The organism is Alicyclobacillus fodiniaquatilis (genome assembly GCF_042678105.1).
Lineage (GTDB): Bacteria > Bacillota > Bacilli > Alicyclobacillales > Alicyclobacillaceae > Alicyclobacillus > Alicyclobacillus fodiniaquatilis.
Map to the genome: position 1 here is coordinate 247,647 of NZ_JBHUCX010000092.1, position 14,181 is coordinate 261,827.

15 protein-coding genes and 1 pseudogene are annotated in these 14,181 nt (G+C 49.1%); 4 read left to right on the top strand and 12 right to left on the bottom strand.

The window, feature by feature from the left end:
* Positions 1–287: 287 nt before the first annotated feature.
* Positions 288–1,079 carry an SGNH/GDSL hydrolase family protein gene (locus ACFSB2_RS22680; protein ID WP_377945360.1) on the top strand — a complete coding sequence of 264 codons (792 nt, stop codon included), beginning with the start codon at positions 288–290 and terminating at the stop codon, positions 1,077–1,079.
* A 67-nt stretch (positions 1,080–1,146) separates the two neighbouring features.
* Here ACFSB2_RS22680 and ACFSB2_RS22685 read toward each other — a convergent pair whose 3' ends face one another.
* Both ACFSB2_RS22685 and ACFSB2_RS22690 read right to left on the bottom strand, forming a co-directional pair.
* Positions 1,147–2,679 carry a DHA2 family efflux MFS transporter permease subunit gene (locus ACFSB2_RS22685; protein WP_377945361.1) on the bottom strand — a complete coding sequence of 511 codons (1,533 nt, stop codon included), beginning with the start codon at positions 2,677–2,679 and terminating at the stop codon, positions 1,147–1,149.
* Positions 2,672–3,160 carry a MarR family winged helix-turn-helix transcriptional regulator gene (locus ACFSB2_RS22690; RefSeq protein ID WP_377945362.1) on the bottom strand — a complete coding sequence of 163 codons (489 nt, stop codon included), beginning with the start codon at positions 3,158–3,160 and terminating at the stop codon, positions 2,672–2,674. The genes ACFSB2_RS22685 and ACFSB2_RS22690 overlap by 8 nt, the downstream gene beginning before the upstream one ends.
* Positions 3,161–3,537: 377 nt before the next feature.
* Here ACFSB2_RS22690 and ACFSB2_RS22695 point away from each other — a divergent pair.
* A pseudogene (locus ACFSB2_RS22695) lies at positions 3,538–3,801 on the top strand (PadR family transcriptional regulator); the annotation flags it as partial.
* Between the two features lie 562 nt (positions 3,802–4,363).
* Here the strand turns inward: ACFSB2_RS22695 and ACFSB2_RS22705 are convergent.
* The 10 genes from ACFSB2_RS22705 to ACFSB2_RS22750 all read right to left on the bottom strand — a co-directional run bounded on the left by ACFSB2_RS22705 (position 4,364) and on the right by ACFSB2_RS22750 (position 11,947).
* The gene (locus ACFSB2_RS22705) at positions 4,364–5,296 is read right to left on the bottom strand and encodes a metallophosphoesterase family protein (protein WP_377945363.1); all 933 of its coding nucleotides are present in this window, start codon (positions 5,294–5,296) and stop codon (positions 4,364–4,366) included.
* Positions 5,297–5,401: 105 nt separating this feature from the next.
* Complete coding sequence (locus tag ACFSB2_RS22710) at positions 5,402–5,728, bottom strand: cupin (RefSeq protein ID WP_377945364.1); 327 nt, start codon at positions 5,726–5,728, stop codon at positions 5,402–5,404.
* Between the two features lie 53 nt (positions 5,729–5,781).
* On the bottom strand, positions 5,782–6,381 hold the full coding sequence (locus tag ACFSB2_RS22715; protein WP_377945365.1) for a 2-phosphoglycerate kinase: 600 nt from the start codon (positions 6,379–6,381) through the stop codon (positions 5,782–5,784).
* Between the two features lie 41 nt (positions 6,382–6,422).
* Entirely contained in the window at positions 6,423–6,617 is a 195-nt protein-coding gene (locus tag ACFSB2_RS22720) for a DeoR/GlpR family DNA-binding transcription regulator (RefSeq protein ID WP_377945366.1), read from the bottom strand.
* A 92-nt stretch (positions 6,618–6,709) separates the two neighbouring features.
* Positions 6,710–7,768: a Gfo/Idh/MocA family protein gene (locus tag ACFSB2_RS22725; RefSeq protein WP_377945367.1), complete on the bottom strand. Its 1,059-nt coding sequence runs from the start codon at positions 7,766–7,768 to the stop codon at positions 6,710–6,712.
* On the bottom strand, positions 7,765–8,787 hold the full coding sequence (locus tag ACFSB2_RS22730; RefSeq protein WP_377945368.1) for an alcohol dehydrogenase catalytic domain-containing protein: 1,023 nt from the start codon (positions 8,785–8,787) through the stop codon (positions 7,765–7,767). The genes ACFSB2_RS22725 and ACFSB2_RS22730 overlap by 4 nt, the downstream gene beginning before the upstream one ends.
* A 155-nt stretch (positions 8,788–8,942) precedes the next feature.
* A complete protein-coding gene (locus ACFSB2_RS22735; protein WP_377945369.1) occupies positions 8,943–9,389 on the bottom strand; it encodes a YdeI/OmpD-associated family protein in 447 nt (148 codons plus the stop codon).
* A 31-nt stretch (positions 9,390–9,420) separates the two neighbouring features.
* The gene (locus ACFSB2_RS22740; RefSeq protein WP_377945370.1) at positions 9,421–10,218 is read right to left on the bottom strand and encodes an alpha/beta fold hydrolase; all 798 of its coding nucleotides are present in this window, start codon (positions 10,216–10,218) and stop codon (positions 9,421–9,423) included.
* A 14-nt stretch (positions 10,219–10,232) separates the two neighbouring features.
* Complete coding sequence (locus tag ACFSB2_RS22745) at positions 10,233–11,516, bottom strand: RNA polymerase sigma factor (RefSeq protein ID WP_377945371.1); 1,284 nt, start codon at positions 11,514–11,516, stop codon at positions 10,233–10,235.
* Complete coding sequence (locus ACFSB2_RS22750; protein WP_377945372.1) at positions 11,513–11,947, bottom strand: YciI family protein; 435 nt, start codon at positions 11,945–11,947, stop codon at positions 11,513–11,515. The genes ACFSB2_RS22745 and ACFSB2_RS22750 overlap by 4 nt, the downstream gene beginning before the upstream one ends.
* Before the next feature lie 447 nt (positions 11,948–12,394).
* Between ACFSB2_RS22750 and ACFSB2_RS22755 the strand changes: the two genes are divergently transcribed.
* Together ACFSB2_RS22755 and ACFSB2_RS22760 are read left to right on the top strand one after the other, a co-directional pair.
* Complete coding sequence (locus tag ACFSB2_RS22755) at positions 12,395–12,880, top strand: 8-oxo-dGTP diphosphatase (RefSeq protein ID WP_377945373.1); 486 nt, start codon at positions 12,395–12,397, stop codon at positions 12,878–12,880.
* Positions 12,881–13,066: 186 nt separating this feature from the next.
* Entirely contained in the window at positions 13,067–13,813 is a 747-nt protein-coding gene (locus tag ACFSB2_RS22760; protein ID WP_377945374.1) for a MerR family transcriptional regulator, read from the top strand.
* Positions 13,814–14,181: the final 368 nt, after the last annotated feature.

Consider the following 14,181-nt stretch of genomic DNA (forward strand, 5'->3'; position numbering starts at 1 on the left):
TTCTCTATCTATCCTGAAAATAAAGTCGATACCTGTGCGCGCGCCATCCGCGCTGCCCTGATTGACTGGCATTTCATGTTCTGCTAGTGCGGGACGCATAACGGTATATACGAAAAGACCGGACACATCTCTGCGCGGTCTTTTCGCTGATGGTTTGCACGTTCTGGTCAATTTTAAGAGACACAGTTCGAATTTGGCTTGAATTTTGCTTGGCAAACGACAAAATTCGCCATCATTTTTTGCATAATTTATCCATAACCAGCCATACCAGTACCAGAGGGAAGGTGATGGCCATCATTCGACACCGCTTTAGAGGACCTGCCAGCAAAGCTTTACTGGTCATCTGCATCAGTGTCTTGCAGTCTTTGCGCTCTGTCAACGCCGCGACGCCCGCTGTATTGTCAAAACATCAGGGGAAAGCGATAACAACCCAGGTCAGCACGGCGCAAGACGAAACTCGCCACGGCGTCAAAAAAGTTTTGATCATTGGCGCCTCGGTCGCGCACGGATGGAAAGACGACAAGCAAGCAGGCGGCTATTTAAAACGCGCTTTCACCGCCATTTCAGACGTAGGAGCCAATCATCTCCAAGTATACAACAAAGCCATATCTGGCAAATGTGTCAAAGATATCGTCGACCGCTATCCCCAGTGGCTAAACCGAATCAAGCCGAATGTGGTTGTTTTGGCATGGGGTGTGAACGATCTCGCCGCACACACCCCACTTAGCGACTACCGGGCGCAAATTGATTGGGAGATTCAATCTGCACTGCAACAGCACGCCGTTGTGCTGGTTGTGACCACCCCTGTCTCCATCGCGTCCTACACGACATACAAAACCGCTCAACCCCAGTTGATTTCTACCGAGATGGCTGCAGCAAATCAGTTGCACAACGCCAACGTACACGTTTTCGACATTTTCCATCAGATGAAGCAATACATCAATCAGCACCATCAGTCCTATCGAGCGTACGCGGGCGATGCATGGCATCCAAACGCGGCTGGTCACCAATTGGCGGCCCAACTCCTCGTGCAAGATTGGTTTCACCAATTCGGCAATGAAGAAATCCATTTTGCCTAGGGACCCTAGGGTCCTCAACGAAAACAGGCGCGCCCCGCTCCAGGGGCGCGCCGCAAAAGTATGTCGTTTATTCTTCGATAGCCAATGCCGGGCTGGATAAACTGCTTTTTTCCTGCGCTTTTGACAGATTGGGCGCCTCTTCTGTCGGCTTTGTCTTGCGAATGAAAAAAGACAAGAGGAACGCAAGAACCGACAAAATGGTGGCCACCATGAATGCATCATTAATGCCCATGACACTGCCTTGATTCTGTGCGAGCAACATGTGAACTTTATCTGTCGCAGCAATATGTTGTTGCATCACAATCGCTTTTGTATGCACAACCGCTTTGGTTGACATCACAGTGACCAAAAACGCCATCCCCACTGCGCCAGCAATCATCCGCATCGTATTGAGCATCGCAGTGCCATGTGGATTTAAACGCAAGGGCAATTCATTCAACCCTGCCGTCATGATGGGCATCATCAGTACTGCCATGCCGAACATCCGGACAGTGTAGAGTATGGTGACGTACGTGTATGTGGTATCCATCTGCAGGCGCGCCAATGCGAACGTAGTCGCAGCAGTGATCGCCAAACCAAATGCACTCAGCCATCTAGCGCCAATTTTATCAAATAATTTACCTGTGATAGGAGACACGGCGCCCATGAGAATGCCGCCAGGCAACAACATCAAGCCAGATTGCAACGGGGAAAATCCACGAACATCCTGCATGTAAATCGGCATCAAAATCATTCCAGCATACATCGCCATCGTCACAAGCACATTGATGATGGTGGTCAATGTGAACATCGGATACCGAAAAATCCGGAACTCCAAAATAGGATGTCCTATCGTCAACTCGCGCCAGACGAACACAGCCAAAGATACCCCACCGACAATAAACGTGATAACGACCTGTGGACTCCCCCAGCCGTTGCCGTCACTGCCTGCCATACTGAACGCATACAGCAAACCGCCAAACCCAATTGTAGACAAGACGACGCCCAGTGTATCCAGTTTCGGTCTACTCGTTTGCGTGACATTCTTCAATAAAAAGATAGAAACAATGAGATCGAGCAGCGCGATGGGCAAAATGACATAGAACAATACCCGCCACGAGTAGTTCTCCACAATCCAACCAGACAAGGTCGGGCCAACGGCTGGCGCAAAGTTGATCGCAATGCCCAATATCCCCATGGCCATACCGCGTTTTTCAAGTGGAAACAACGTAAAGATGACATTGATCATCACGGGCATCAGGATGCCCGCACCTGCGGCCTGCACCACACGCCCGACTAAAATGACAGCAAAATCAGGACCAACCGCACAAATGATTGTTCCTATCACAAACAGCGTCATGGCCGTCAAGTACAATGCCCGCGTCGTAAACCGTTGCATCAAAAAGGCAGTGACAGGAATGACAACCCCGTTGACCAACATGTAAATCGTCGTCAACCAATCGCCGGTGGTTGCGGATATGTGCAGATGATCCATCATTTGCGGCAAAGCAACATTAATTAAGGTCTGATTCAGGTAGGCGACAAAAGCGCCCGCGATCATCACACCAAAAATAGGGCCAACCGGAACGGATTGTTGCCCCATCGTTCGAGTTTCACTCATCCCTTTTTCTTTCTCCCTCCGTGTCTAATATCTCTGTCAGTTGTTGGTGCAATGCCAACAAGGTGTCTATGTTCTCCACGGGAAATTGGAGCAAATTCCGCAACGCTTTGGACATCAGCGAATCATCGCCAAATGCCTGCTCATCCAATTGTTTCCCTTTCTCTGTCAAACGAATGGCAATCGTGCGCTGGTCTTCTTCCAGGCGTTTGCGCTCAAGAATGCCTGCTTCAACCAGTCGCTTCACAACCCCGCTGACTGTGCTGCAACCCAGTTGAACGCGCTCTGCCAAATCGCTCAATGACAAATTCGGTTCTTCGGAAAGTGCGTGTAAAACCATCATTTGCACCGGGGTCAAATCAAGCAAATCCGCCTGAATCCGCATCATTTTCAACATAGAACGATGAACTTGGCGAAACGAGCGAATCAGTTGCGCAGCCCTCGCACTGGAATCTCGTTCTTCCGCACTTTGCAGTTTTCTCACCATCCCTCGGCAGTATTTCGTTTTTGAATATTTCGCATTACAATACTTCGCATTGAAAACAACAAAAGCTATCTTACTCCGAATATAGAAAAATGCAATGGTTTAATCATGAACAAATTGTCATTAAAGCACTAAATAAACTCGGGAAATAAAAAAAGCGATCAGTGGTATTCACCGCCGCCTTAATTCTACAATCGGAATGATGATTCCGATTCCCTCTCCGCTAAGGTGTCTCGAAGCATGAAGAAACGCGATTCATTTATACTGCGTCCTGGATATTGATTCGTGCCTCAACAGTACCTTTCAATATTCTGTACCACCAATTATGATGTACCTGTGATAAACGCATACTACACGAAAACTGAGGTGATGACATTGTGAATGTTCAATTCAAAAAAGGCGTTCTTGAACTGTGTGTGCTGGTGCTTGCCACGAACACGGATCGCTACGGATACGAATTGGTCAGTGCCATTTCGCAGAAATTTGAAATCGCTGAAGGAACGATTTATCCCCTGTTAAGACGATTGACGAAAGAGGGATATTTCTCAACATACCTGGTCGAATCCAGAGAAGGTCCACCACGAAAATACTATTGCCTGACTGAACAAGGAAAGTCCTACGCACAGGAACTGATTCAAGAAGGGATTACCGCTTCGGATATGAACGGGTCAGTCAATCTGCAGACTTCCAACGGAAAAATGACGTTAGAGAACATCACGGGTTCAGTCACTGCCAATGACAGTAACGACACAATCTCAGCGTCATCGACGATCAAGAGAAAATGGTCTTTGAGAACAACCAATGCCCGTATTTCTCTATCTGTGCCATCGAATACAAATGCCCGCATTCACGCATCGACTTCAAATGCTTCAATTGAAGGGAATGTACCCTGGAACGCTAATGTTTCTGGTCAGAGCATTTCTACTTTGGGCACGGGTTCGAACCAAGTGCATCTTCAAACGTCAAACGGACACATCTCCGTGAATGATGTTCATTGAATGTGATCCGTGGTGATAAGACGACAGGCATCCAGCCATGCCTACATTCCGCCAGCCAATGTCCAGAGCGTTGCTCCCACGGAGAATGGGGGCATTTGTCCGCACAAGGCAAAAGAAAAGGTCTCCGACGCGGGACTTTCGCCACCGCGACAATGGGGACCTTGGGCGCGTGCAGGTCTATTGACAATTAGCCCGACATAGCGGTTCATTTTTCATCTGGCAGGTGCGCCGGCTGATCTCGAATGACTGAGCCATCATCCAGGCGAAGCCAAGATTCAAATTGGCGCTCGCCTGCACGCAATCGAATCATTCGTGCACCACGCGGAAATCCCTCCTTCCCGTATTCGTTGTACCCTGTCGCCCGTCCGTAACAAAGCCGGATGCCGTGCAAGGTGCCCCAATAGTCATTGACGTGATCGTGCCCGACAAAAGTGCCCATGATGTCGCCCATTTCCACCATGGCCGCAAATAGGCCGGAGTTCAGATTCGGACAGCACACATCCTCGAATTTGTTGCCATAGCAGACCTCTTGCGCCCAGACTTGTCGATACTCCGGAAGCGGTATATGAAAAAAAGCGAGGGACGGAAGCGGTGTACCTCCATTTTGTTGAGTCGCAGTTCGAGATGATCGTACATACCATTCAATTTGATCTCTGCGAATCCAATCGTATCCGCTTACAGTCGACAAACAAGACTGATTGCCGGAATCCAGCAGGTAAAGCAAGGCCGCCGCTTGTCCATTGGGATCGACAATTTCTAAGACACAATTGCCAAAACCGGTAATATCAGCAGGCCCTTGTTCCGTGACGCACAACGCATACTCCGACGCCACGTTTATCAATTCCCGCCGCGTGATGATGCGCTCTGTATCGTGATTTCCGAAGACAACTGCCCAAGGAATCTGCCGCTCGTCGACAGATTTGACGGCCTCCCGGAATGCCCGAATCGGATCGAGAGAAGCGTACGATGCGACGACGTCTCCTGTAAACACAACCAAATCCGGCTGCTCTGCCTCCAACACTTGTTCCATCAGCGCGCGGGACCTCAAATCTTCGGCCTCCCCATTTTTCCAATGGACATCGGTGAATTGCGCAATGGTAAAGCTATGATCTCCACGAAACTTCAATTGATGTTGCAAATGTTTTCCCTCCTGTTTAAAGACGAACCGTATTGTGACTGACTTCGGTCCATACGTCATCAAAACGACAGAGCATGTTGGGCATGCCCCCAAGTTTAACAAAGATTAATCCTTAATAAGCTTAACAGGCATATACTTCGTTGGATTTAACGCTTCTGATTCGATCACAATTGCCATTAAGCCAGTTTCGGTCTTGGTCTCGTGCCACTCTCCCTTTTCCCAAAAGACCGCATCCCCAACTGAAACACAGACCTCTGATTCCGAATCGCATCGAACCGACGCCGGTCCATGTACGACAAGTAGCAATTGTGCGGAAAGTGCTTGGTGAAACCCAATTATGCCGCCCGCCTCGAGATACACACAACCAATCTGTGTAGGTTCATCAGTCAACAAAATTCGTGACATGATGAAGTTTGAATCGAAATGTGCCACGCTTTTCCCCGTCTCGGATCCAAACCTAAAAATTTGCACTCGATACACCTCATCTAAGGCGTTTTTTTGAGTTTGCTATCAATGATACATTTTTGCTTTTCAATAAAATCATAAACTTTGATGATTTCTTGTTCGTAATTCTGTTCAATCTCAAAATAATCAACACCGTATGCCAAACATGTTCTTTTAAATGCTTCATGCTCGTTGATGCATTCAGTGATGGTCTCCTCTGCCGAACCACGAGTTTCAATGACATTCCTATGCTTTACGATATTTGATATGTAATTTTCTTTTATATAATGAGTAGAGAATCCGAGGAAAATGGATATGATGTGTTCAGAATATGCTTTCTCGAAATCCTCAATATGCTGGGGTAGCAAATAGCACCCTTCAATGATGATATGTTGACCGTTCTCGATATTCGTCATAATGATCCCTTTAATGATTGGCCACAATTTTTCAGCAATGAGTTCCGTACTGTCTAGAGGAGTAAATTCGCAACGACTATCTCCTCTGTACAACCCCATTTTCAAGTGATCGACCGAAAGATAAGGAATATGATACTTTTCAAGTAATTTTTGAGACATAAATGTTTTACCTGTACAACCGTTGCCGCTGATTAAAATCACCATTCCTATCATTCCCTCTTCCATTTCTGTTGCCTTCTTCCGTTCATACTTCTGCTCACACTACGCTATACAACTTCGACTGCGACACCGCGTATCGCGAGTTGCTCACACATGCGAGTTGGCAGCTGAGCATTGGTGATAAGCAGGTTGATCTTCTCAAGTCCACATATGCGCTGAAGGGTTCTCTTGCCAAACTTCGTCTTATCGGCCAAAAGAATCACGTAATCGGAGGAACTGTTCCGCTTTCTGAGCAGGTACATATCCCCCTCCTCAACTGCAATCTCTCTTCTTGGTACATCCTCTCACCCCGTTTAGCCATAGAACTACCGCAATGCCGATAACGCAATTGATTTCACTTCCCATCAACGATTTCAGCAACGTGAACCCTGCGGCCAAGTTCAAACGAGCGAGCAGCTGCGCTTGCAAGCAATACGGCCCGATATCCCGCTTTTGCATGAATCGGTGGTTGGCGGCCCTCTCGCAGCGCGCAAATGACTTCATCCATATGGCGATCAAACGTCTTGTGAAATTCGCGGTCGACGTCGTTGAAATATCCTGCTTGCCATATCTCCGCTATCTCACTTCCGGCCCGTTGATAGGCGTACTCCTTGACGGTGTCTACGATGACCACCCTTCCATCTGTGCCATTTACCTCCACGCGGTGTGTGTCATGGTACGCATAGGATGAATCGTAGGAACCAACCATACTCCCGATGGCGCCATTTTCGAATTTCAAGGACAGCGCCATCGTATTGAACCCATTGCCTGTCACGTCTGTCATCTCCGCCATGACGGATGCTACGGGACCACAAAGGTGCTCCAGCATATCAAATCCGTGACACTGAGTTTCAAACAGATTGGCATGGGGATGGTCGCTGGCGCCTTCTCCACCAAACCGCCACGTCGCGAAAACCAACTGACCGAGTTTCCCTTGTTGAATGGCGTCGTGCGCCAGTGCCACAGGGCGCGCATAGCGATGGTTAAAATTGATTCCGAAAAACAGATTGCGCGCAGCAGCTTCAGAGATGAGGCGTTTTGCTTGAGCGAGATCGAACACCAATGGTTTTTCCACAAACAAGGGGACCCCAGCCTGTATCAACTGAAGCGTCACATCGTAGTGGTCCTGATTGGGCAAGCACACACAGACCAAATCTGGCTGCGCTCTCTCCAGCATCTCTTGGACATCCAGGTATGCCTGAACATGAAATTGAACGGCTCTCGCCTTTGTCTTCTCTGCATGCCTGCCCACAATGGCGCAAAAATCGACGTCCGCGCGTTCCGAAAGGATTCGGGCATGTTGTACGCCCCAATGTCCAGCGCCGTCAAACCATGTCACTCCCTTAGGAGAGAATGTTGCAGCGCCTCCTCCGACCAGTGCGATCTTCAATTTGTCATTCGCCGATATGCTCATTGTTCGATCACGACCTTTCCACTTCTTCCGTCATGCAGAAATAACTGATACGCTTCTTCCAAATGTTCGACGCCAAACCGATGCGTGATGATTTGTGTGAGGTAATCAAAGTTGCCTTGCAGATGAACCAGATTCGTCGCGATTTCGTTGTAGCAAAAATACTCGCTGCCCAGCACAGCGCGCTCGGTCGCAATCAAATCTGAAGAAACCTCTAGCTCTAGCCTTTCTCCGTGGCCGACGCATATCAGAACGCCTCTTTGATGCAAAGCGTCTAAATTGGCCTTACGCGCCATCGTTTTACCCGTGGTATCAATTGCAGCATCTACACCGTCCACACCGTAGGCATGCAAACCTTCTTGCAATGTCCGATCTTTCAACTGAATGGGTAGCCCACCTAACCGCTTTGCCAAATCTAAACGATAAGGAATCATATCTGTAATAAAGACAGGAATCGCAGAACCGAGCAGAATTTTTGCCATGGCTAGCACACCTAATCCAATGGGCCCGGCGCCGGACACAAGTACGGATTGAATGTCAGCATGGACAAGCTCGGCCCGTTTGATTGCATGCCCGCCCGTGCCCATCACATCCAAGAGCAGCGTGGCTTCCGTTAAAGGCAGATTGTCCGGAATCGGAAAAAAGATGTTTTCGTTCACCAACATGTATTTGCCATAGCCGCCATCCCGATTGAACCCCATATCTGCACGTTTGTTCAGACATTGGTTCGTCGCGCCCCGCAAACAATTTCGGCACTTCCCACAAAAGTCCATGAGAAAAACCACACCTGGCGTGCCGACTGGATGAACGGTTCCCGCCCCCGCTTGAACAACCACGCCAGACGCCTCATGCCCCGGCGTCACATCACTTCCATGATAAAACTGCGCCCGATCCGATCCACATAGCGCATTGGCCTTCACTTCAAGCAAGAGTTGCCCCACGCCCGGCTCGGGAATTTCTCTTTCGATCCAGCCAATTCGCTCATTCCCTTCAAACTTTGGAACATTTACTGCTCTCCCCATATCATTTGCCCTCCAGTTCGCCAATGCATTTATTGCCGGCGGCTTGTGCTTGATAACATATTGTAAACGTTTGCAAAATACTACCCACTCGTATGATGAGGTCAGCCAGTTCATTCATTATGACTGGTTGACCTCTTTCATCAAGTGGATCTTGCTCAAATTTTACCCTCTTTCAACATACCAATGGCCTTATCGATTCGTCGCATACGCGTTTCAGACGTCTTAGCGCTTTCTATATTGAGAAGGAATCTCCGTCGGTTACTGTAAGATAAGCTTTCGAAAAAACGCTTGGCTGCCGGAACTGCTTTCAATCGCTCGGAAAAGTCAGCCGGTAAGGAAAGCTCACGAGGTTCGGTGTCGAGTTCAATCTGCACTTCCACCTCATCACCAGCAGCAACGCCCGCTGCTGCCCGGTGTTCGGCACTTAAAGGAATCATGTACCGGCCGCCCATCACACCCACCGTTGTGCGGTATGTATACCCTCGGATCGTAACGCGAACCGCAGGGCGTTTGGAAGCCCCCATACTTGCCAATCGTTCCTCGGGAACCTGAATGCCTGTTGCTGTCTTACCATTCAATTGAACCACTGCTTGGAATTTCATCTTGTTGACCTCCAGTTATTTTAGTTCTCCCTTAGTCCGTAAAATAACGAAGCAACTCGGGTGCAAGCATAGTTGGCTTAATCATATGTGTCTGGCCCTGCAAAATTTGGAGCCTCGCATTGGGTAATATATCGGCCAAAGCTTGCATCGCATTGCGCATCCAAGCTGGACTTTTGCCCCCAACAGCCACGAGTGTGGGAACGGTGACGTTTGCCCAGCGGTTTAGAGACGGCTTTACTCCTCTCTGATGGTCAATCGTCAGGATGGTGTCATATAGGAGCGTGTGCGCGACCTTTTTCAACTTCGTCCAGGCAGGCATGAGCGGCATAATGGCTACGAGTGGTGTCGGCAATCCCACTCCTTTGCGCATAAAAAGCTTCACCGCTGCGCCTCGACGATGTGAAGTGAGCAGCGTTTCCATCTGCGACATATAATCGTTAGGAACCGGCTCACGGCTTTCATCGACGATAAAAGGCGCTTCATATAATGCCAATTTCTTGATAGAACTCAGACGATTGGCCGCTTCAAGCGCCAAAGCCGCACCGGAAGAGATGCCATACACGTAAGCTGCTCCACCTGCCTCATCAATGATAGCGGCAATGTCTTCGATTTCGCGATCAACATGATAAAATGGCGTGTCCCCGCTCTCGCCCCGCCCTCTGCGGTCGTATGTGTAGACCGTAAAATGTTGCTGCAACAAGGCGGCCACCGCAGGATTTGGTCCATTCGTCCGACTGCAAAGCGCGCCGTCTACCAAGATGAGCGGCGAACCGCTTCCGATTTTGTCAAACGCGATTTTTGTACCGTCAGTGGACGTTACGAAACTCATAGAATCCCCCTCATTCATGAGTCAATGAAATCGACACAAGTGATGCCATCGTCACACTCGGATACACGCTTTAAGAGCAATGATCGTTCACGTGCATTGCGTGTAAGCGACGCAGCGCGTTCAAATTCCTGGCGCGCTTCGGTGGTGCGGCCGAGCTTCAAGAGAAAATCCCCACGAACACTCGGCAGAAGGTGGTACTTTTCCATGGATGGATCGTCGGCTAATTCATCGACGATTTGTAGTCCGAACGATGGCCCAAATGCCATGACGACCGCGACCGCTCGGTTCAACTCGACCACAGGCGAAGGCATCACACGGGACAACGCTTCGTAAAGGGCCGAAATCCGCACCCAATCGGTTTCCGACGCCATTCGTGCTCGTGCGTGACATGACGCAATCTCGGCCTGCAGTACGTAAGGGCCCATAGGTTGTCCCAGCGCTCGGGCACGCTCAAGCGCAGCGATCCCGCGGCGGATCAAAAGCTGATCCCAAAGTGCCCGGTTTTGATCCATCAGAAGAATGGGTTCTCCTGAAGCGCTGACGCGTGCCCTAAATCTCGATGATTGAATCTCCATCAGGGCGACTAATCCGTGAACCTCAGGTTCTTCGTGTGCGATCTCGGCCAAAATGCGCCCAAGACGAAGTGCCTCCTGGCACAGCAACGGACGAATCCACTTCGTGCCCTCAGTCGCCACATAACCTTCGTTGAACATGAGGTAGATGACCTCAAGCACGGACGATAACCGGAGCGCAAGATCGGCCCTGTCCGGGACTTCAAAGGTCACTCTGCCAGCCGCAAGAGTCCGCTTCGCCCGTACGATCCGTTGCGCGATGGTTGCCTCAGAAGCGAGGTAGGCTCTTGCGATTTCGTCAGTCGTCAGTCCGCACAGCAATCGGAGCGTCAGTGCCGCTCGAGCCTCAGCAGACAGGACTGGATGACAAGTCATGAAGATCAGGCGCAACAGATCATCACCTATGTAGTCGTCAAGGTGTGCATTCAAATCGGGATTGTGTTGCAAATCCATCTCACGACCAAGCTCCTCATATTTGCGAGAAAGACGTTTATTTCTTCGCAAAAAATCGATGGCTTTGTGTTTCGCCGTCTCCATCAACCACGCACCAGGCTTGTCAGGAATGCCAGTGCGCGGCCATCGTTCCAGCGCAATCACAAGCGCGTCTTGCGCAAGATCCTCGGCAAGCCCTATATCCCGAACATAACGCATCAGCGCTGCGATGATCTTAGCCGATTCAATTCTCCCAATGGCTTCGATCCGATGATGAACCTCCGCTTCTGTCATCGCTTCTCACGCCGCGTCACTTGCGCTCTCAGCTCCATCTCCTGTGCCAACACCTCCGGATCCTGAGTCAACTCAGGCGCTTCGAATACCTGGCGGAGTTCGATCTCTCCTTCACCGAAACCATGCGGATCCGGCATGCGTAAAGCCCATTCCATGGCTTCTTCCTTCGACTTGACCTCGATAATCGTAAACCCGGCGATGATTTCCTTCGTCTCCGCGAAGGGACCATCCACAACTTTAGGTTTACCACCAGGAACCGGATAAGTGATCCGAACGGCGTTCGAACTCGGTTGAAGACCTTCTGCGGCGACCAGCACGCCAGCTTTCACCAACTCCTCGTTATACTTCATCATCGCATCAAGTAATTCTTTGCTCGGCAAAACGCCAGCTTCCGAATCGTTCGATGCCTTGACAACCATCATGAATCGCATAAACACAACCTCCTAATTTTCATAACAAATATCCTCGTATACAGACCCTTACAATCAGTCCTCCTCCATCATAATAGGTGATTTACGGATCAGTTGCCCTTCAAACATCGCCTACACTTATACAACGAACGGGAAATGACAAATCGACAGGAGAAACTCGAAAAATGCGGCACGATGCTAAAACATGGTCTACAACCACCGAGTAGAACCTTTTTTACAACACGTGTTTAATCGTCGAGTGTGAATGAAAAGGGCGCTAATCGCTTTTTCTAGTGGGACTATTACCATCACAATCATACAGCCTCTTGGGTGTACGACCATCCGCGAATCTACCTCTGCCGCTTCATTTAGAAGCATATACGGCGCTAGCCAACGGTTTCCTTGTCGATCCGCCGAATCAAACATAGAATAAAATCAGACAGCAAACGCTTGAAGGAGTGGATATAGATGGCGGATCGCACTGAAAACGTACATATTGCCATGTATACAATGTGCATTGTGCAGAACGGGGATCAAATCCTGCTTTTGAACCGACCGGATGAACGTGGATTTCCAGGGTATATTGGCCCAGGCGGCAAAGTGGACTTCCCCGAAAGTTTGACTGAAGGCGCCATCAGAGAAGTTTGGGAGGAAACTGGTCTGAAAGTAAAGGATCTGGTTTATAAGGGACTGGATGAATACGTCAATCCGAAGAAAAACTTCAGATATATGGTGTTTAACTACTTGGCGACTTCTTTCGAAGGCACCCTTTTGGACAACCCGCCGGAAGGTGAATTGAAATGGGTGTCGATTCACGAGGCCATGGACCTGCCCATGCAGCCGTGGTTTAAGCGAAGATTACCTTATTTCTTTGCGGAAGGCACATTTGAAATCTACGAAATGTGGGATGAAGATGCACAGTTGACGCTGAAAGAGAGCGTCAAACGACTATAAACCGCTCAAACAAACGGACCCTCACTGTCAAATGGACTTTTCCAATGCGTTTTTGGATGATGAAGCGCTCCCCATCGGATTCCTCCCCATTCTCACCAGTGCCCAGATCCAAATGATGAAAAAACGCGCCTTGACTCTCCTCTTGGGGGAGCCTTTATGCTCAATGCGAGAAAGGTGTGAGACAATTTGTTGTACACGGTAAAAGAAGTGGCCGAATTGGCGAACGTGACGATTAAGACCCTACATCACTACCACAAAATCGCGTTGCTCATCCCGCGTGAGATCAACGAAGCGGGATATCGCCTCTACGGCATGCAAGAACTTGAACGCTTGCAACAAATTCTCTTCTATCGAGAACTCGACTTTTCTCTGCAGGAAATCAAGCAATTGCTTGAAGACGAGCCTGGTCGTTTGGCCATCTTGGCCAAACAGAAAGATCTGTTGTTGGCCCGCAAGCAAAGACTCGAACAATTGATTCAAACCATGGATGAATCGATTGATTCGACCGCAAAAGGAGAAAGGATGGATAAGAAAAAGATGTTTAAAGGATTTCAACACGAGGATGAATGGCGCGACGCGTTGGCAGAACAAAATCAATATTTGCAGAAAACCTATGGTCATGATTTATTGGCTAACAAGACCATCGACGTGGACCAAATGAACGAACAAGCGGCAGAAGCAGTTCGTTTTATGGGCGGCATGAAAAATGCATTGCAGACAGGATTAAAATACGACCATCACGATGTGCAACTTTTGATCCGCGCGCATATCGACTGCTTAACCCAATCTGGTCACATCAAGAATGCGAGAGATTTCGCGACCCAGGCGCGGTTTTTCTTGCAAGACGACTTTCACCGTGACATGCTGGAGTCCCAACAGACTGGGTTGGCTTACTATCTCTGTATCGCCGCAGAATCTTTCGCAACGGCATAAATTCCACTCACAGCATCGCACGATGTGCCCAGTCACTTGAGAGCCGACTGGGCACATCGTGATCGTACAAAAAATCACGACAAATACTTTGCTGTCAGCGCCGATGGCGCGGCCAACGTGTTCGTTTGCACTTCATGCATTGATTCAACACGCTCTTTTTTGCGATCCAACTGTAGACACGATACAGCGTGTTTATGAACTGAAAATGAATTCAGTAGTCCGATTGGACTATTGAATCTAGTCCGACCTTATCTTTCTGCCATCCGACAGCCGAAGTAAGATCATCAAATAGAACATACATTGGCAGGATCAACTTCGTGAACGGAGAAAGCAGGTATCAATCCCGTGAAAAGGCTGATGGCGCACCT

Bases quoted from the DNA above. Each gene is read 5' to 3' on its own strand.
- ACFSB2_RS22680 (WP_377945360.1), top strand. From the start codon at position 288: ATGGCCATCATTCGACACCGCTTTAGAGGACCTGCCAGCAAAGCTTTA.
- ACFSB2_RS22685 (WP_377945361.1), bottom strand. From the start codon at position 2,679: ATGAGTGAAACTCGAACGATGGGGCAACAATCCGTTCCGGTTGGCCCT.
- ACFSB2_RS22715 (WP_377945365.1), bottom strand. From the start codon at position 6,381: ATGGAAGAGGGAATGATAGGAATGGTGATTTTAATCAGCGGCAACGGT.
- ACFSB2_RS22720 (WP_377945366.1), bottom strand. From the start codon at position 6,617: ATGTACCTGCTCAGAAAGCGGAACAGTTCCTCCGATTACGTGATTCTT.
- ACFSB2_RS22725 (WP_377945367.1), bottom strand. From the start codon at position 7,768: ATGAGCATATCGGCGAATGACAAATTGAAGATCGCACTGGTCGGAGGA.
- ACFSB2_RS22730 (WP_377945368.1), bottom strand. From the start codon at position 8,787: ATGGGGAGAGCAGTAAATGTTCCAAAGTTTGAAGGGAATGAGCGAATT.
- ACFSB2_RS22735 (WP_377945369.1), bottom strand. From the start codon at position 9,389: ATGAAATTCCAAGCAGTGGTTCAATTGAATGGTAAGACAGCAACAGGC.
- ACFSB2_RS22740 (WP_377945370.1), bottom strand. From the start codon at position 10,218: ATGAGTTTCGTAACGTCCACTGACGGTACAAAAATCGCGTTTGACAAA.
- ACFSB2_RS22745 (WP_377945371.1), bottom strand. From the start codon at position 11,516: ATGACAGAAGCGGAGGTTCATCATCGGATCGAAGCCATTGGGAGAATT.
- ACFSB2_RS22750 (WP_377945372.1), bottom strand. From the start codon at position 11,947: ATGCGATTCATGATGGTTGTCAAGGCATCGAACGATTCGGAAGCTGGC.
- ACFSB2_RS22755 (WP_377945373.1), top strand. From the start codon at position 12,395: ATGGCGGATCGCACTGAAAACGTACATATTGCCATGTATACAATGTGC.